Origin of the sequence: Kamptonema animale CS-326, assembly GCF_028330895.1 — a bacterium.
Taxonomy (GTDB): domain Bacteria; phylum Cyanobacteriota; class Cyanobacteriia; order Cyanobacteriales; family Microcoleaceae; genus Kamptonema; species Kamptonema formosum.
In genome coordinates this window covers 20,265-37,926 of record NZ_JAQMUA010000028.1, presented here as the reverse complement: position 1 = coordinate 37,926, position 17,662 = coordinate 20,265, and the positions used below count along the sequence as shown (strand labels likewise).

General features: G+C 43.7%; 14 protein-coding genes. 7 read left to right on the top strand and 7 right to left on the bottom strand.

What is annotated here, in order from left to right:
• Window positions 1-89: 89 nt before the first annotated feature.
• From cysK to PN499_RS02160, 7 genes are all read right to left on the bottom strand, one after another.
• Window positions 90-1,052: a cysteine synthase A gene (gene cysK, locus PN499_RS02190; protein WP_272030019.1), complete on the bottom strand. Its 963-nt coding sequence runs from the start codon at window positions 1,050-1,052 to the stop codon at window positions 90-92.
• Between the two features lie 290 nt (window positions 1,053-1,342).
• Window positions 1,343-1,783 (bottom strand): RrF2 family transcriptional regulator, encoded by a 441-nt coding sequence (locus tag PN499_RS02185; RefSeq protein WP_272030017.1) that lies wholly within the window; start codon window positions 1,781-1,783, stop codon window positions 1,343-1,345.
• Between the two features lie 328 nt (window positions 1,784-2,111).
• On the bottom strand, window positions 2,112-4,244 hold the full coding sequence (locus tag PN499_RS02180) for an iron uptake porin (protein WP_272030015.1): 2,133 nt from the start codon (window positions 4,242-4,244) through the stop codon (window positions 2,112-2,114).
• A gap of 508 nt (window positions 4,245-4,752) precedes the next feature.
• On the bottom strand, window positions 4,753-6,396 hold the full coding sequence (locus PN499_RS02175; RefSeq protein WP_272030014.1) for an HD family phosphohydrolase: 1,644 nt from the start codon (window positions 6,394-6,396) through the stop codon (window positions 4,753-4,755).
• A 162-nt stretch (window positions 6,397-6,558) separates the two neighbouring features.
• The gene (locus PN499_RS02170; protein WP_272030012.1) at window positions 6,559-6,837 is read right to left on the bottom strand and encodes a 4a-hydroxytetrahydrobiopterin dehydratase; all 279 of its coding nucleotides are present in this window, start codon (window positions 6,835-6,837) and stop codon (window positions 6,559-6,561) included.
• Window positions 6,838-7,367: 530 nt separating this feature from the next.
• Window positions 7,368-8,078, bottom strand: coding sequence for a 16S rRNA (guanine(527)-N(7))-methyltransferase RsmG (gene rsmG, locus PN499_RS02165; RefSeq protein WP_272030011.1), 711 nt, complete (start codon window positions 8,076-8,078; stop codon window positions 7,368-7,370).
• Complete coding sequence (locus PN499_RS02160; RefSeq protein WP_272030009.1) at window positions 8,071-8,736, bottom strand: ABC transporter ATP-binding protein; 666 nt, start codon at window positions 8,734-8,736, stop codon at window positions 8,071-8,073. The genes rsmG and PN499_RS02160 overlap by 8 nt, the downstream gene beginning before the upstream one ends.
• 336 nt (window positions 8,737-9,072) lie before the next feature.
• On the opposite strand from PN499_RS02160, the gene PN499_RS02155 reads away from it, so the two are divergent.
• From PN499_RS02155 to PN499_RS02125, 7 genes are all read left to right on the top strand, one after another.
• Complete coding sequence (locus tag PN499_RS02155; RefSeq protein ID WP_272030008.1) at window positions 9,073-10,113, top strand: Sll0314/Alr1548 family TPR repeat-containing protein; 1,041 nt, start codon at window positions 9,073-9,075, stop codon at window positions 10,111-10,113.
• A gap of 11 nt (window positions 10,114-10,124) precedes the next feature.
• Window positions 10,125-10,577 carry a DUF3531 family protein gene (locus tag PN499_RS02150; RefSeq protein WP_007353985.1) on the top strand — a complete coding sequence of 151 codons (453 nt, stop codon included), beginning with the start codon at window positions 10,125-10,127 and terminating at the stop codon, window positions 10,575-10,577.
• An 81-nt stretch (window positions 10,578-10,658) separates the two neighbouring features.
• On the top strand, window positions 10,659-11,042 hold the full coding sequence (locus tag PN499_RS02145; RefSeq protein ID WP_272030007.1) for an NUDIX hydrolase: 384 nt from the start codon (window positions 10,659-10,661) through the stop codon (window positions 11,040-11,042).
• A 183-nt stretch (window positions 11,043-11,225) separates the two neighbouring features.
• Window positions 11,226-12,848, top strand: coding sequence for an FAD-binding oxidoreductase (locus tag PN499_RS02140; protein ID WP_272030006.1), 1,623 nt, complete (start codon window positions 11,226-11,228; stop codon window positions 12,846-12,848).
• Between the two features lie 256 nt (window positions 12,849-13,104).
• Window positions 13,105-13,275 carry a hypothetical protein gene (locus PN499_RS02135; RefSeq protein ID WP_272030005.1) on the top strand — a complete coding sequence of 57 codons (171 nt, stop codon included), beginning with the start codon at window positions 13,105-13,107 and terminating at the stop codon, window positions 13,273-13,275.
• A gap of 18 nt (window positions 13,276-13,293) precedes the next feature.
• Entirely contained in the window at window positions 13,294-15,006 is a 1,713-nt protein-coding gene (locus tag PN499_RS02130) for an adenylate/guanylate cyclase domain-containing protein (RefSeq protein WP_272030004.1), read from the top strand.
• 44 nt (window positions 15,007-15,050) lie between these two features.
• Entirely contained in the window at window positions 15,051-17,648 is a 2,598-nt protein-coding gene (locus PN499_RS02125; protein WP_272030002.1) for a CHAT domain-containing protein, read from the top strand.
• Window positions 17,649-17,662 lie beyond the last annotated feature (14 nt).

Below are 17,662 nucleotides of genomic sequence, written 5' to 3'. Positions count from 1 at the left end.
GAGGGCGGCCTTACGTAAGTTATCGCAGAAATAGAAAGCGATCGCACTTAATCTTGCGATCGCTAATTGCCCAAACGCCTCTAACCTACTTAGCCGATCAGAGCTGCTATGCTGAGATCCGATTCTTGGAACAAAGGCGTACTCAAATAGCGTTCGCCAAAGCTGGGTTGAACCATGACAATTAATTTGCCTTCATTTTCCGGCCGCTTAGCTACACGAATAGCGGCGCACAAAGCCGCACCGCTAGAAATACCAGAAAGCAGTCCTTCTTCTCTGGCTAAGCGACGACCATAAGCGATCGCTTCATCGTCCGTCACAATCACAGTCTCATCAATCAAGTCCACATTCAAGACTGGGGGAATAAAACCAGCACCAATACCTTGAATTTTGTGAGGCCCAGGCCGTCCACCAGACAGAACTTGGCTATTTGCGGGTTCGACTGCGATCGCCTTAAACTCAGGTTTTCGCTCCTTAATCACTTCCGCCACACCCGTCAGCGTCCCCCCAGTACCGACCCCAGCCACCAAAATATCAACTTCACCATCTGTATCTTCCCAAATCTCTAAGGCCGTTGTCTGGCGGTGAATTTGGGGGTTAGCAGGATTCCGAAACTGCTGTAGCATATAGGCATTCGGCGTTGTATCGACAATCTCCTGAGCCCGGCGAATACAGCCACTCATCCCCTCAATCCCTGGCGTGAGTTCTAATTGCGCCCCGTAAGCTCGCAACATCGCTCTACGTTCGCTACTCATAGTTTCGGGCATAGTTAAAATCAACTGATAGCCTTTAGCCGCCGCTACCATTGCCAGTGCAATTCCCGTATTACCCGATGTCGGTTCCACCAAAATCGTTTTTCCCGGAGAGATTAACCCCTCCAGCTCTGCTGCATTCACCATGTTAACGCCGATCCGGTCTTTCACCGACGATGCAGGGTTCATGCTCTCTAATTTCACGACAATTCTCGCCAGACAGCCTTCAGCTTGGGGGATACGGTTTAGTTGCACCAAGGGTGTGCGACCGACTAATTCTGTAATGTCACGAGCAATACGCATAATATTTGTTAGTTGTTGGTTGTTAATTGTTGACTGTTAGTTGTTAGTTGTTAGTTGTTAGTTGTTAGTTGGAAAAAATAAATAAACTAATAATGTCACCGTCTATCAAGTTTGTAGTAGCGACTTTAATCGCTTTCTTCTCCAATTAAGCGACTTTAGTCGCTAGTACGATGAACACGAAAGTTTGTTTATCTAGTTAGTCATAGCTATGAGTTGCTAGTTATTGATTGTCAAATATTAACAACTAACAACTAACCATTAACCACTAACTACTAACCACTAACCATTAACTAGATGTAATACATGATATCTAACTGCCGCCTAGCATTTAGCCTCTCAGTGAGATCCTGTAGCGTATATTTTTGTAAAACAGAGTTAGCTATTTCGCGAGCTTCCTGCCAAACCTCAAATACTACAGCACTTTCCAAAGTTTTAGTGGTGCTATTGTTCTCAGAGTGATCCATGTCTGCTCCTTCCAGACAATTTAGAATTTCTAAAAGTGTAATTTTCCAGGGTTCCCGCGCCAAAAGATAACCTCCCTTGGCCCCTCGCTGGCTACGGATGACACCCCCACGCCTGAGTGTGGCTAACAGTTGTTCTAGATAGCGATCGGGGATATTTTGCTGGGAAGCAATAGAGCGAATTTGCAGGGGTTCTCCCTCATTGTAGTGAGCTGCTAGCTCCAGCAGAGCTAGAATTGCATATTCGCTTTTACACGAAAGTTCTACCATAATACAAAGAATTAAAATCCCAGATTTATGAACAGAAGAGTCAAAATTCAATAATTTTCTGACTTTTGACTTCTAAATTTTGACTTCTTACTTTATTATATCCCGGTTCTCCACTGGGGTTTAACGAATTTCTGCCAATTCACCATTAAAAAGAGGAGCGGGGGAGCGGGGGAGCGGGGGAGATGGGGAGAAATTTTTTCGATTAGCAATTAGCAATTAGCAATTAGCAATTATAGCAACCGCCAAGACCGCAAAAAAAAACCCTGCTTTTGCAGGGCTCTGTATGGAACTTGGAGTATGAGAAGGAATACTTAGCTCACCATACCGATTAGAACGTGAATGTTGTTCTCAGAGTACCGATAATGATGTCATCGTTATCATCATTTTGGTTGGGGTTCGTAATCCAGACCACACCTGGTGTTACGGAAATATTGTCAGTTAGCTGGAACTTGTAGAAACCTTCAATGTGGTAGGAAGAATCATTGCCGAAGCCTTTATCCAAACCATCGCGAGCCTCAAAGCTAGCAAGGTAAGGTTCGCGACCGAGCACAATACCGCCCAAGTTACCCTCTTTTCCAAGGTCAGGGAAAGCCAAAGTAACAGCGTAGTTCCAAATTTTCGCATCGCCTAGACCGATGGCGCGAGCAGCGGTATATCCAACCCAGCCACCTAGTACAAACCTGCGGTTCAGACGCAAGGAGGCTTCTAGACCGTAGGAGTTACTGACAACTCGCTTAGCGCGATTACCTTCATAAAAGCCTTCAGTCACACCATTGAGGGAGTTAGCTACGCCAGTACCGGTGAAACCGCCCAGCGAGTCAGTACCATTCGCTAAACCGTTATCAAACCCGAAGTTACCGCGATCGAAATAACCGTGGTTGTAGCTCAGAGCAAACTGGAAGTTTCTTCCCGGTGTGAAAGTAAGCTGGGCCATCGCTGCATAGTCGCCACCGAACAAGCCATCGCTCTCAGCGGGGCTAGATGCAGTTGCTGCTAGATAACCGAAGGAGAAAGAGGTTGGGCCAAAGATACCACCCAAGAGTCCTCTGCCGCCGAAGGCATAGTCAAAGCCAAGACCTGCACCACCGCCTAAACGGTAAATTGGGTTTCTCTGTGCAAAAGATGTGAGCGCACCGTTACCACCGTCAAAGTCTTCAAAGTAAGGGTTGACAGTGGGGATAATATCGTCCCAAGTACCAGCGTTAGCTGCAATGGTGACATTCAACCGCGAAGTTGCGGGGAATTTGTACAGCAGGCTATCTAGGGTAAAAGTATTACCTGTGTTACCAACTGCTTGCCAAGTTTGTAAGCCTTCTTTGGTAGCGCCAAAGTTAAAGTTCTGACCGTTGCCAACTTGCAATCTGGTCAGCAATAAATCTCTACCAGTGAAGCTGGTATTTAAGTTGAGGCGAACGCGCTGTTGGAATACAGCCTCGTTGTTATCAGAACCAAATTCTCGGTCATCGTCACCGATTCTGCGACCGAAGGCGCTAAAGCCTAAACCGCCGCCAAAGTCATCGCTGAGAGCGAAAATTGCTTCCCCAGTTAGTTTGGTGGTAGTAGAGAATTGGTTGGCTTCTAGTTCGGCAGTCCGAGCTTCAAGAGCATCGACGCGACCGCGCAGGGTAGCCAGTTCAGCGGCAAATTCTTCTTGCAGGCGTTGCAGGGCTGCCAAGTCTTCTCTGCTGACTAGGTTAGCTGTGCCAGCACCGATCAGTTCGTTGACTCGTTCCAAGCAAGCGTTTAAACCAGCGGCGAATTCGTAGCGGGTCATTGCCCGGTTGCCGCGATAAGTACCGTCAGGATAACCTGCAATACAACCGTAGCGTTCCACTAAGGATTGTAGTGCTTGGAATGCCCAGTCTGTGGGCTGTACGTCAGAAAGTTGCGAAACTGAGGTAACTTGACCCTGAGTTTCGACGTTGGCTGACCCTTCGCTGCTGTACTGATTGAGTTGTTCTAATGTTGCTGCTGGATTGTTAGTTTCTGGGGCAGCAGTTTGAGCCAATACTTCAGCAGAATTTGCTAAAGTTGGTTGTGTCTGTTCTACAGCTACCGGTGCTGGTGCTTCCAGTGGGGCGGCGCTGATTTGCTCTGGTACACCCGGCAACAATTCTAGTTGCAGTGTATTGGCTTGCTCAGTTACGGAGTTAGCGGTAACTGGTGCTGTAGGGTTAGCTGCGATCGCATTTGTTGCGGCCTCTACTTTTTGCCCTACAATTGCTGGCTCTGTTTTTACTTCAGAGACGTTGGAAACTTCTTCAACCTGATTTACAGGTGTTTGCTCGGTTGCTGCTACAGGCTCTAGCTGAACTTCGGAAGCTTTAGTTTGTGCAGCTTGTAGCTTGAGAGCTTCAGCATTAGGTTGGCTGCTGGTGGCCATAGCACTAGCTGAGACAACTAGGGTTGCTCCCAACAGAGCTGGGCTGATTAACAATGAACTCCAGAAAAATTTAGACATATTCACTCTCATCCTCACACCGATTACAGAGAGACTATTGTAGCCTTCTATTTGTTAACATTCCCACCCCTAAAATGGGAATGGGATTCTCTAAAGCTTTCACTTTAGGTACCCCTAGTGATAGGGTGCTTGGGCGCAATCCTTTTGCCCCTAAAGGCGGTCTGCTATCCTAAGTCTTACAACGAGCTGCGTCTAGCTTTTAGGATTTCTCCCTGGTTTGGCAGATTCTCTGCTTACCTTTTAAAGGCGTTGTTCGCGGCCCGCTAAAAATTTGTCAGTCGTTAGATAGGTTAACACAATTTTGACAGTAGATCAAAATACGAACTTGTTCTTTTTATCTTTTCTCTACTCGTTTTGAGAGTCCGGATACGGCTTTGGGATAGTTGCCGTCTTTAGTTTACCAGATATTGACCGTTGGAGACTTACAGCAGGCGATCGCATTGGTCAATGTTGCCCAAGATCGCCGCGAGTTTGAGTTCCCGATCTATTTTTGCCATAACTTGACGGTTCAAGCTAATTCTTCAAGTTCAACTAAGGTGTGTCCCAGTACACTAAAGACTTGGCGGTGCTCGAATAGTTCCAACAACTCGCCGCTGATTTTATTTTGAGCGGCTTCTTGCCGCATAATTTTCAAAGCTACATTTGTTGGCAAGCCACGTTTGTAGGGGCGATCGCCTGCGGTAAGTGCATCATATATATCTCCGATCGCCATGATCTGAGCTTGAACTGGAATTTCTATATGCTTTAAGCCACGAGGGTAGCCGCTGCCATCTAGTTTCTCGTGGTGTCCATAGGTAATGCTGGGTACATCTTTAAGATCCTTTGTCCAAGGAATCCGCTTCAGAAATTTGTAGGTGTGGGTGACATGGGATTCTATAGCTAAGCGTTCGTCGGGTGTCAAATTGCCTCTGGGGATCATCAGTTGAGCGATTTCTTCTGGGGTGACGAGGGGCTTAATTTCACCATCTATATCTCTATAAGAGTATTCGGACAGTTCCCGGAGTTGACTGAGGGGTTCTTCTGCTAAGATGTGAGGCTCATTGGCTTCTAGCAGGACATTCCAATAACTAGCAAGTCTAGTAACCTCTGCCGATAGTTCTCCATCAAGTTGTTGAAGGTACTGGCAATGAGGGCATTTCTCCTCTGCGTCTAGATGCGGAACGCTCGGATGCTGCACTAAGTAGCTGAATTTAGATTGAGCGCACTGCATTTCTAATGTCCGGTGCGCTAGAGCAAAACGGCTACGGATGACATCGAGCTGTTCTGAGTAAAGCTTTTTCTGTTTGGTTAAGATGGCTTCGGGTACGCCCACTTTGCCGAAATCATGGAGAAGGGCGGCGTAACGAATTTCTTGAATTTGGCGATCGCTAAAATAAAGAGGGCGTAGTGGCCCAATCGAGACTAAATTTACTTCTTCTGTCAGCCTTACTGTTAAAGCTGCCACCCGTTCTGAATGTCCGGAAGTACAAGGATCTCTGGCTTCAATTACCTGCACGGATGCTCTCACAAAGCCTTCAAATAGTTGTTCTATACTATCTTGCAGTTGATTTCGCTCAATAGATATGGCCGCCTGAGAAGCTAGCGATCGCACGATCCTCTGTTCCCACTCTGAATAAGGCTGGGTCAATTCCAAAGTGTTCCGATCTGTGAGCACTGCATCGGGCTTGATTTTGCGGTTAATAAGCTGAATCACGCCTATGGTATCGCCTTGGCGGTTTTCCATTGGCAGTACCATTACTGAGCGAGTACGGTAAGATATGTCCCGGTCAAAATTTGTATCGAGCTGGTAAGGTACTCCCTCCGGCAAATTGTAAGCGTCTGGCAAGTTTAAGCTTTCCCCTGTCAGAGCCACATACCCAGCCAGGCTTTGGTGCGTCATCGGTATGGCAAACTCGTTGAAGGAAAGGCTCGGCTGAGATGCGTTTTGCGCTACTTTAAAGAGCAACTTTGGTGTGTTATCGGTATGGTCTACTAAGTACACGCTGCCCGCATCACTGCTCGTGATCTCTCGACTCTTTGATAGAATCAGATTTAATAGATCTCGCAAATCCTGGGTACTGGACAAAGCTGCACCGATATCTAATAGCTGCTCTATTAGCTCAGTTCTTTCAGCAGACTCGTTCAAGAACTCTTGCTTCTCAAATATGATCATGACTTGGAGGATGGCGAACAGCCGTTATACTTTGGACTTCTGCATCTCGACTTTCTCACTCCTGATTCTAGCCCAGCCCAGTTGCGAAATTACAATCTTTCTGCTATCTTTCCTGTCGCCGGATGCAAAAACTCCTGTGTGGAGGTGGGAAAACATTTTAATTTAAAGTGTAGAAATTTGCTGAGCTAAGGTAAAGTCTGTTTCTGTTAAACCTCCTGCATCGTGAGTTGTCAAGCTAATTGTCACCTTGTTATAAGAAATAGCAATGTCGGGATGGTGTCCTGCGGCTTCAGCGGGTGCGACTAATTTATTCACAAAGGCGATCGCCTCTACAAAATCCTTAAATTTCCTGATCGACTGGATTTCCTTACCCTTTAGTGTCCAGCCGGACAATTTGGCGATCGCTTCTTGAATTTGGGCATCACTCAGTAATTTAGTCATGATTTTCTTATTAAAGGCATGGTATTAATATCCCATTTTCCAAAAAGCTTACCAAAAACTATCCGCTCTCACCAATAGTGTTAAGCAAAAGCTCGGACACTATCGATGAGAGCGGTCTAGCGGGTCTTCAGATTAGAACCTGACTGCCGGGTGGAACCCTAGCTTAGCCTGGTTATCCAAGGGATATCGTTCCCCGTTGGGAACGCAAGCTAAATGCTAGAGAGCAGCCCCGGCACGCAGCCGGCATTCTCCAACCTGATGACCCATGGTTATACTACTTTCTATCATGGGCATCACCTCCTTTGTTACCCTAAATGGTTTATTTCAAAAGTTCTACTGTTATTTAGAATAACACAAGAATCAGGAAAAGCAAGGGAGCGACCTAAAATTTTTTTCGAGGGTGGGTGCGACCAAGGAAACATATTTTTTACCAACATATAAATGGTGGCAGCACCACTCTACTGTCGCCGTCCCCTTAGTCAGGGAATAGATAGGATTGGTTGAGTCAATTATTATATAGAAATGCAGTATCATGTATCTTTTCGCAGATAAACGCAGTGGCGCACGCTCTGGCTCACTGGAGTGGTAAAGGCTTCTACTAGGGCGATCGTACTACCCAAATCCTCAACAACTGACTGCAAATCTACTTCTTCCTCAACCGTCCAATTACCGCGATAAAGAATAGCGAAACCGCCAGGTTTTAGCAATGGCAAAGAATATTTAGCACAAATTGATGCTGATGCGACTGCTCTGAGGAAAGCCAGATCGTAAAATTTTCGATGCTGCGGCTGGTGTGCAATTTCCTCCGATCTGCCAATCAAAGGAACAGCATTTTTTATCCCTAATTCCGGGACTAAAGTTTCTAGAAAAGAAATTTTTTTGCGCGTCCCATCCAGTAAAGTGACTGTGAAGTTAGGAAGCGCGATCGCAATTGGCAACCCTGGGAAACCCGCACCCGTTCCAATATCGATGACTTTCTGCATCGGTTTTAAGGGTAATTCATCAATTGCCCCCAAATTATTAGGTGACAGCAGCGGTGCAATTCCCCGCAAAGAATCCCAAAGATGTTTTTCCCAAAACTCTAAGGGTTCAGTAATCCGAGTTAAATTCAGGTGTTTATTGCCATCAATAATTAATTCATAGAGCTGTTGAAATTGTAGCTGTTGCTCATCATTTGGCTGCCATGAGAGCGTTTGCTGCCACAATTCATTCATCTCAGGTAGCGTAGCTGTACTAAACATGGCTTATCTCTGGAATTTCTAATTTACTACGATCGACAGACTGCAAATCGCCGTGATTCAAAGTCCAACAGCGATCGGCAATACTCAACAAATCGCTCGGATCGTGAGTCACAACTAACAAAGTCCAATGATTTTTGAGTTTATTTAATAAACTCACTAATTGCCGCCGCATTGACCAATCCAACCCCGCTGTTGGTTCATCTAATAGCAGCAAATGTGGCTGGCGAATTAGCTGCACAGCTAATGCTATTCGCCGCTGCTGGCCGCCGCTTAAAGCATGGGGCGAAGCGTGTAGGGGCAAATGTGCGAGTCCTACTTCTGTCATAGCTTGGCTAATTTGTTCTTGCCCTATTTCTGGATGCCCTAATCGCAATTCTTCTAAGATTGTACCGCCGCAAAAATGCCGTTCTGGAAACTGAAATACTAAGCCTCCTAACTGTTGCAAATGTTCTGGTGTTAATTCCTGTTCCCGCCAGCGGATATCACCGCTAGTTTTTTCTGCAAGACCAGCTAAAATTTCCAATAATGTACTTTTGCCAGAGCCACTACGACCAACTATCAGCCCCATCTGCTGTGGCGATAGTTCTAAGTTAATATTTTTGAGAATAGCTTCCGGGCAGACTGTGGGGTGATAGACTAAGTTTCTCAGATAAAGCATTAAATTAATTGGTAATTGGTAATTGGTAATTGGTAATTGGTAATTGGTACCTTCCCCATCTCCCCCTCTCTTCCTCTTTCCCTAGTCCTTAGTCCTGAGCATCGTAGCCCCTTCTTTATATCTAGCATTATATGTCGATCCGGTTTTAGGCTATTATTAAAAAATGCCAATTTAAGTCGCAAGTTTAAATGCGATCGTATTCCGATAATTAAAATGTACCGCAAAATGTGCTAAAAATCAAATAACTTGTACCATTTTTTGAATCGGGGTCTGGGAGTCTTAATTTTCGACTCTCAGCCTCCTAGCTTACAGTCTATTGATTTCAGAGGCTCAACGATGACGAAAACCCCATTGGTGTCGCTTATCTACCAGTTTCTTCAGCCAAAACAGGCACTCGGTGCGATCGCGAGCACTGCGATTCGGCTAACGACTATAGCTTCCCTTACCGCCCTCAGCTTTTGCGTTAACCCCGCTCTAGCGGCAGATCCTTTTCGCAGCAGCAATCCGCACCCAATTGGTAATAAAACTGAAGCTGCTTTCAAAGCTATGTTTGAGCAGGGAAATTACTTAGCAGCAAAAACTTACATCGACCAAGCTTTGTCTGTAGAGCAAAATGACCCGCTAGTATATGCACTGAAAGCTTCTTTATCCTATATAGAGCGGGATTTAGAAGGGCTAAATTCCTACGCTAAAAAAACTCGTGAAGTTGCTGAGCAATTGACCAAAACTGACCCATTGCGCGGCAATATTTATATAGCAGCCAGCCATTTTTTAGAAGGCGCTCACACAATTGTTAAGGAAGGTACAACCAAGGGTACTCCCCAAGCAATGAAAAAACTCCGACAGGTATTCCAATATCTAGACGCGGCGGAAAAAATATCCCCCGCAGACCCAGAACTAAACTTGGTCAAGGGATATATGGATTTAATGCTTGCCACAAACCTACCTTTTTCTAATCCGAATGAAGCGATTCAAAGATTAGAACAAAAGGCATCTCCGCGCTATTTAGCCTATCGTGGAGTAGCAGTTGGATATAGAGACTTAGACAAGTATGACCAAGCACTTGACTCTGTAAATAAGGCCTTAGCACAAACTCCCAATAATCCAGAGATTCTTTATCTAAAAGCTCAAATTCTTGTTTCTCAGGGGAGGCGACAAAATAACAATAGAGCCTTGTTTGATGAAGCTAGGAAAAACTTTGATGCTGCTTTGGCAAAACCCAGTCAACTTCCCCGGCGTTTAGTTGCACAAATCTTTTTTGAACAGTGCAAAACGCGCAACCGTCTTGATAATAGTAAACGTGCCTGCGATCCTATGCGCGATGCGATTAGAGATGGAGATGGTACCTGGGGGCCAGTCGTATTACCACCACTATAAAATTGACATTCATGGAAGTACAATTTCGCGAGTTTGACCCCTTCGATCTGTGGATATGGCTTAAGTTCAGCACAGTGCCTTCAAATGGCGAAAAGCAGTACATTGAAGAAGTGTTAGATTCCTGGTTTTTTTTAGGAAAACTAGGAGGATTTAATGCCGAAAATTTGCAAGTGAACGATGTCGGAGTAGATATCAGCTACCTGAATTATGATACCAATATGGCTGATAGTAGCATGATGGCATTGATGCACAATATGGGAGATGTAGAGTATGAGGGATTGTGGGCGCGTTGTTGGTTAGATTTAGGAACAAGTGATGCTCTCGGTCTAGATATTCTCATCAATGTTTTCACACAACTTAGTAAGGAATTTGTGGCAATTGAAAAATTGATTATCGGCGGTGAAAATGAAGACTGGCAAGTTGAAAAAGACGCTCGCAAGTCTACTCTAGCCTACGAGAATTAACAGCTAATAATTGCCAATAGCTTTTATTGGCAATTTCCCTACAAATTAATTTACCAATTACCAATTACCCATTACCAAATTATGCACAAACAAGGTGAAATCCGCGTTCTAGCTTTGGGATTAATTAAAGATGGCAATCGCATCTTCCTCTCCGAAGGCTACGACCCAGTGAAACAAGAAACATTTTATCGCGTTATGGGTGGCGGCGTTGACTTCGGGGAATATAGCCGCGATGCTCTAGAACGGGAATTTCAGGAAGAAATTCAAGCAGAATTAACAAATATCAAATATCTCGGCTGTATCGAGAGTATATTTGAATTTAATGGTAAGCCGGGACATGAGTTAATTCAGCTTTATCAGTGCGACTTTGCTGACCCGAAGTTTTATCAATTGGAGAGTTTAGTTTTTGCCGAAGGAAAGCGGGAAAAAACTGCTCTTTGGATGCCAATTGAGCGGTTTAAATAGGGTGAATTACGCTTAGTTCCTGATAATTTTCTTACTTATTATGAGGATTAGGTCGATCGCTAAGTCGTTGTCATAGCTACTATCAAAATCAAGTCCGCCATAGTTTACTTGCAAAACGCAGTGAAAGGCGGACGAAGAAATAATAAGCTACCTATTTTATAAGTACAGTATAATTTAACTCTCATGACTCTAACTGAAGAAATCCTCTCCCAACTCCCAGGAAATGCTCTCAATAACTTACGAAAAACAGATCTAATCTGGCAAAAACTCAGACAAGAAACCATACCCATTCCTCAAGTTATAACACACAATTCCTCATCCCTCGGAACTATCGATTATGATGTCGTTATCAGCGGTGGTACCTTGGGAATCTTAATAGGCACGGCCTTAGCTATGCGTGGTTGGCGTATTGCCTTACTCGAACGCGGAACTCTACGCGGGCGAGAGCAAGAATGGAACATTTCTCGCCAAGAATTAGACGTATTTATAGAACTAAATTTATTGTCACCTGAAGAATTAGAAAATGCGATCGCAACCGAATATAGTCCTGCTCGCATCAGCTTTCCCAATACTCCTGATATCTTCGTAGAAGGCGTTCTTAACATCGGCATAGACCCAGTTTACCTCCTGGAAACCCTGAAAAGAAAATTCCTCCAAGCAGGCGGTCAACTATTTGAAAATACTCCTTTTGAGGGAGCAATAATTCATCCCAATGGCATTGCAGTATCTGTCGGGGTAAGTTTAGCAGAAAAAGTTGTGGAAAGTACAGATAATTTAAGCTCGCAATCAGCCCCCCCTAATATATTTAAAACTAGATTATTATTAGATGCAATGGGGCATTTTTCTCCCATAGTCCAACAAGCGCGACAAGGACAAAAACCCGATGCTGTCTGCTTAGTTGTCGGTAGTTGCGCTCAAGGATTTCCCAAAAATAATACAGGTGACTTATTTGCATCTTTCACACCTATGCAAAATCAATGCCAATATTTTTGGGAGGCATTCCCAGCACGAGATGGCCGCACAACCTACTTATTTACCTACGTAGATGCTCATCCAGATCGATTTAGTTTAGAAACATTATTTGAAGAATACTTGAGCTTATTACGGACATATCAAAACGTCGAAATTAACCAGCTAAACTTCCAAAGAGCGCTCTACGGATTTTTTCCATGCTATCGTCAAAGCCCTCTAAAAATGCCCTGGGATCGCATCCTCCCCATTGGAGATAGCAGTGGTAGCCAATCTCCTCTCAGCTTCGGTGGTTTTGGGGCAATGGTTCGCCACCTCAAACGCTTAACCCAAGGCATTCAGGAAGCCTTAGAAATCGATCTGCTCAGCCAAAATGCTCTAGCTCTACTGCAACCTTATCAGCCAAATCTATCAGTAACCTGGCTGTTTCAACGCTCCATGAGTGCTGTTATCAACCAGAATATTGATCCAAATCAGATTAATAAGTTGTTGGCAGGAGTATTTCAGGTCATGGAAGAGTTAGGAGAACCTGTCCTCAAACCATTTCTTCAAGATATAGTTCAATTTAGTGCTTTATCTAAGACTCTATTTAAAACTGCAATGGCTCATCCGGGAGTAGTAATTAAAGTCATTCCTCAAGTAGGGATAGGAAACTTGTTAGATTGGACAATTCATTATATAAACTTGGGAGTTTACACAGGATTATATTCGTTGGGGCATAAATTAGAACCTGGTATTAAAACATTATCGCCATTTCAACAGTACTACTATCATCGATGGATTGAATCATGGCAATACGGTGCAGGAATCGATTATAAATTATCGACGGAAGAGTGAATAAATTTTCACGGGCGCACATAAAAAACAGTGTAAAAACTGATAATTTTGCTGTGGATTTTTTACTTAAAACTATTATTAAAAAACTAATAACCGATCGCTTACCACCTCCGATCGCCCATTCTCCTCATCCCTGTTCCCCCTGATTGGCGTGACCATCAGGGATATTATCCCCTCAGAGGGCAGGCTCTAGTGTTATCATAGAGTTCAGCCTTTCTCAACCTCCGTTGGGATATTCAAAAACAGGGTGCATAGAATGAAAAGGCTCCACTGTTGCCTCACTCAGGCAATCCCGACAGCGCTATTGATGGAAAATAAATGCCTCCGCTACTGGAGAGACAAGCTCGGCATTAACCCGCCAAGCGATCGCAGCCTGCAATTTTGGGCGCGAACTCCAGCACTCGGTGTCATAGCACAAAGCAGTTAGCGCTGGGAGGAACTCAAATTGACTAATTTAACAAATATTAGGGAAAAGCTCACTAAAACCTGGAGCAAACGCAGTATAACTCGCAAGTTTAGGTTAGCTTCTAGCGCTCAATTGCTGTTAATTGGCACAGTAGCTCTAACTGGGCTTTTTTCTCTCAGCATTGTCCGCAATAAAACCGAATCGGCTATGGTGACAAGTATTAAAATTCAGCGGTTAGTGTTTGAGATGAATAAAAATTTAGCACAAGCACGCCGAAAAGAAACAGAATTCTTTCGCCAGTGGTCAATAATTGGTTTTGAAAAAGCGCGGCAAGATTACGCAGAACCCCACGATGAACAGATACTAAAAGTGCTACAAATTCGCGACGAGTTGCAAAAATTACTCACCAGTGAAGATGCGAGTGAAGGGTTCCGCCGCACTAATCCAGAATTGGTGGAATATGAGGAAAAAGTGAGGCATTATAGCGATAGTTTTAGAGAGACAGTGGGATTAGTAGGGATGTTAGGCGAAGATCAGACAGGCGTACTAGCAAGGGCCGATCGCAAGTCTGAATTATTGCGCGATACTCTTCAACTAGCTAGCGAACCAGAATTAATCGCTTTGTATAACCGAATGCAGGCTTTAGAAAAGGAATATTTGCTAAAACGATCGGAACTGGAAAGGCGATCGCTCTTTGAGGCGGTTATCACCCTACGTGAGGCAATTCGTCGCTCCCAAAAATTAGATATTTCCCAAAAAGAGCAGGCACAACGCTATCTCGGCAGTTATGAATTGGAATCTAAAGAACTAGCTGCTCTCGATCGCGACATTCGCAAAATTAGCGATACTTTTGATGAGCAAACTACCGCAGTTTCCGATAAATTACTAATTGTGGCGACAGAAGAAGTGGAACGAGCGCGGTATCAAATTAATCTGACAAGTATAGGCGCAGCGGTACTACTAGGAGCATCTGCGGTAGCAACAGTCGCACTAGCTTTAGCGATTAGAAATGCGTTTCAGTCTGCCTTAGAACAATTGGAAATTGAACAGGAAAAGTCTGAACGGTTGCTGCTCAATGTCTTGCCAAAAGCAATCGCAGATCGCCTGAAACGGGAACCAGGGACTATTGCCGACACTTTTGAAAACGTAACAGTTTTGTTTGCAGACATCGCTGGTTTTACCAAGCTTTCTTCTCGAATTTCAGCAACAGAATTAGTCAAATTACTCAATGAAATATTTTCCTCTTTTGATTTCTTAGCAATGCAGCACGGTTTGGAGAAAATTAAAACAATTGGTGACGCTTACATGGTAGTTGGTGGACTTCCTAATCCCCGAAAAGATCATGCAGAAGCGATTGCAAATATGGCTTTGGATATGCAGCAAGCAATCATCCGTTTTAATGAAAAGCACAACGACGCATTTAGTATCAGAATCGGCATCAATACGGGTTCGGTAGTGGCTGGCGTAATTGGCACGAAAAAATTTATTTACGATCTGTGGGGCGATACTGTAAATATAGCTAGTCGCATGGAATCTCACGGCATTGTAGGAGGGATTCAAATCACAGAAGCAACTTACCACTATTTGCGAGATAAATACTGGCTAGAGCAGCGGGGTTTAATTGAAATCAAAGGTAAAGGGGAAATGATCACTTACTTGCTTAAGGGTAAAATCAGCGATCAACATCTCACTGAAAATCAGAATGTTGTTGTAAGTCATTTGCGCGAAGATTGCCCTAGAATTGAAAAATAAAATATTTATGCAGCAGAAAATCACCACCCAGAAAACTCGTTCAAATGCTAACAATTAAACGATTATTAAGCACAGTCAAAACTAAAAATAGACTAACACAATTATTTTGGTTTTGTAGTTTATTTTTGCCAAATCTAGAATCATTTTTATTACCTAAAATTGCACTAGGTCAACCTATAGTACCTGCTAACGACGGCACCGGAACGCTTGTCAATCCTAACGGAAATAGCCTCGATATCAGCGGCGGTAAATTATCGGGAGATGGGGCTAATCTTTTCCACAGTTTTCAGCAATTTGGCTTAAATGAAAACCAGATAGCTAACTTTCTGACTAATCCATCCATTCAGAATATACTCGGTCGCGTTGTCGGTGGTAATCCCTCTTTAATTAACGGCTTGATTTCGGTTACAGGTGGCAATTCTAATCTCTTTTTAATGAACCCTTCTGGGATTATCTTTGGTGCTAATGCCCGGTTGAACGTACCAGCAGATTTTACAGCTACAACGGCTGCTGGTATCGGCTTTAATACGGGCTGGTTTAATGCCGGCGGCCCTAATGATTACTCTTCCTTAATAGGAACGCCGAATGTTTTTTCATTTCCGGTAACATCCTCTGGTTTTATTATTAATAATGGTATTTTAACAGTAGAACTGGGACAAAATTTAACTCTTTTGAGCCGCTTCCCGATTAATAATGGACAATTGCAAGCTCCCAATGGCAACATTACCGTTGCTATTGTACCAGGCGAAAATGTTTTCCGTATTAGCCAGCCCAGACATCTATTAAATTTGGAAGTGCCATTTACAGGCAAGTCTCCCCTATCATCTAATCGCAATTTTCTCAACCCCGCTAACTTGCCCAAATTGCTCACGGGTGGCAGTCAAGAAAACGCCGAGAATGTGATTGTTAATAATCGGGGGCAAGTGGTACTACTCCCACCTAATGGCTTGAGCGAAATCAATAGCGATTTTCTCTTATTATCAGAGATTCAAATACCCTCAATCAACGACAATTCCGTAATAGAAACTAACTTTAAAGCAGCGGCTCCAGTTCCAATATTTGATAATAATATATTTAATAATAATATTAACTCTTCAGTCTCTCCGCCGCTTCCAATATTATTACCAAGCGCAACATTACCGATAATTACTGGTGGTGGAATGCCTACGTCTCAAGCACAGTTCTTTCCGTCTATTCCCGATCGTTTCCCAAGCTTAAGTACGATGCCATTTCTGCCATTGAATCCCAGCAATATTGACATCAATATGTTGCCAAGCGGAACACCTGGTAGACAAATCCTAATACCTCCTAACAGTGACTTCCCTATGCACCGTCTAGATTTCCGTTCTCCACCTGAAACCGCAGAAGCGATGAGACTCAATCCTAGTAATAATGGTGGGGGGATGGTTAATGCTATTCCAACGGAAATGCCGATTGTGTTGAGCCGAGAACTGCAATTTTCCGAGCGATTTGGGGATAATATTCTTAACAGCAAAGTCACGCCGCAAACTATCCGAGACACCTTGGGGAAAATTACCGCTCAAACCGGGAATCATTCTGCAATTGTCTATGTAACTGCTTTTCCAGAACAATTAGAGCTAGTATTATTTACGCCCAAAGGGACACCTATTCGTAAAACTATACCAGAAGCTAACCGCCAGAAATTGTTAGCGGTAGCCAGAGAATTCCGCTCAGAAATTACTAACCCCAGAAAGGTCAATACTAATAGCTATTTAGCCTCTGCTCAACAGCTCTATCAATGGCTAATTTTACCCTTAGAAGCAGCATTAGAGGCTGATGGCATCAACACCATATTATTTTCAATGGATGGAGGCTTGCGCTCTCTTCCGCTAGCAGCTTTACATGATGGCAAACAGTTTTTAATTCAAAAGTACAGTTTTAGCCTCATCCCCAGCCTGAGCTTAACTGATACTCGTTATGAATCCCTAAAAAATGCCTCTGTACTGGCAATGGGAGCCTCAGAATTTAAAGACCTGAGTCCTCTACCGGCTGTCCCTGTAGAATTATCTACAATTGTAGGTAACTTATGGCCTGGTAAATCTTTTCTCAATCAAGAATTTACTTTGGAAAATCTTAAAATTCAGCGCAATAAACAGCCTTATCAAATTATTCATTTAGCAACTCATGGAGAATTTAATCCTGGTGCTGCTGGCAATTCATATATTCAACTATGGGATACAAAATTACACTTGGATCAATTGCGGCAGTTAGGGTGGAATAATCCTCCTGTAGAGTTACTGGTGCTCAGTTCTTGTCGGACTGCATTGGGAGATGAAGAAATAGAACTAGGTTTTGCAGGTTTGGCATTTCAAGCAGGTGTAAAGTCAGCGCTCGCGAGTTTATGGTATGTATCAGATCGAGGAACTTTAGCTTTAATGAGTGAGTTTTATCACCAGTTAAAAATAGCACCAATTAAAGCAGAAGCGTTAAGGCAGGCACAGATAGCAATGCTCGAAGGTGACATCCGCATTGACTCAGGAATTTTGAGTCGTATTTCTACCTCTGTTAAGGCTTCTAGGGGTAGCATCGCTTTACCACGAGAACTAATAGGTGCAGAAAATCCCAATTTAACTCATCCTTATTATTGGTCAGCTTTTATGATGATTGGTAGTCCTTGGTAATTGTTAACGGTTAA

What these genes read in the sequence shown, in the direction of transcription:
- cysK (WP_272030019.1), bottom strand. Translation starts at nt 1,052, where the DNA reads ATGCGTATTGCTCGTGACATTACAGAATTAGTCGGTCGCACACCCTTG.
- PN499_RS02185 (WP_272030017.1), bottom strand. Translation starts at nt 1,783, where the DNA reads ATGGTAGAACTTTCGTGTAAAAGCGAATATGCAATTCTAGCTCTGCTG.
- PN499_RS02180 (WP_272030015.1), bottom strand. Translation starts at nt 4,244, where the DNA reads ATGTCTAAATTTTTCTGGAGTTCATTGTTAATCAGCCCAGCTCTGTTG.
- PN499_RS02175 (WP_272030014.1), bottom strand. Translation starts at nt 6,396, where the DNA reads ATGATCATATTTGAGAAGCAAGAGTTCTTGAACGAGTCTGCTGAAAGA.
- PN499_RS02170 (WP_272030012.1), bottom strand. Translation starts at nt 6,837, where the DNA reads ATGACTAAATTACTGAGTGATGCCCAAATTCAAGAAGCGATCGCCAAA.
- rsmG (WP_272030011.1), bottom strand. Translation starts at nt 8,078, where the DNA reads ATGTTTAGTACAGCTACGCTACCTGAGATGAATGAATTGTGGCAGCAA.
- PN499_RS02160 (WP_272030009.1), bottom strand. Translation starts at nt 8,736, where the DNA reads ATGCTTTATCTGAGAAACTTAGTCTATCACCCCACAGTCTGCCCGGAA.
- PN499_RS02155 (WP_272030008.1), top strand. Translation starts at nt 9,073, where the DNA reads ATGACGAAAACCCCATTGGTGTCGCTTATCTACCAGTTTCTTCAGCCA.
- PN499_RS02150 (WP_007353985.1), top strand. Translation starts at nt 10,125, where the DNA reads ATGGAAGTACAATTTCGCGAGTTTGACCCCTTCGATCTGTGGATATGG.
- PN499_RS02145 (WP_272030007.1), top strand. Translation starts at nt 10,659, where the DNA reads ATGCACAAACAAGGTGAAATCCGCGTTCTAGCTTTGGGATTAATTAAA.
- PN499_RS02140 (WP_272030006.1), top strand. Translation starts at nt 11,226, where the DNA reads ATGACTCTAACTGAAGAAATCCTCTCCCAACTCCCAGGAAATGCTCTC.
- PN499_RS02135 (WP_272030005.1), top strand. Translation starts at nt 13,105, where the DNA reads ATGAAAAGGCTCCACTGTTGCCTCACTCAGGCAATCCCGACAGCGCTA.
- PN499_RS02125 (WP_272030002.1), top strand. Translation starts at nt 15,051, where the DNA reads ATGCTAACAATTAAACGATTATTAAGCACAGTCAAAACTAAAAATAGA.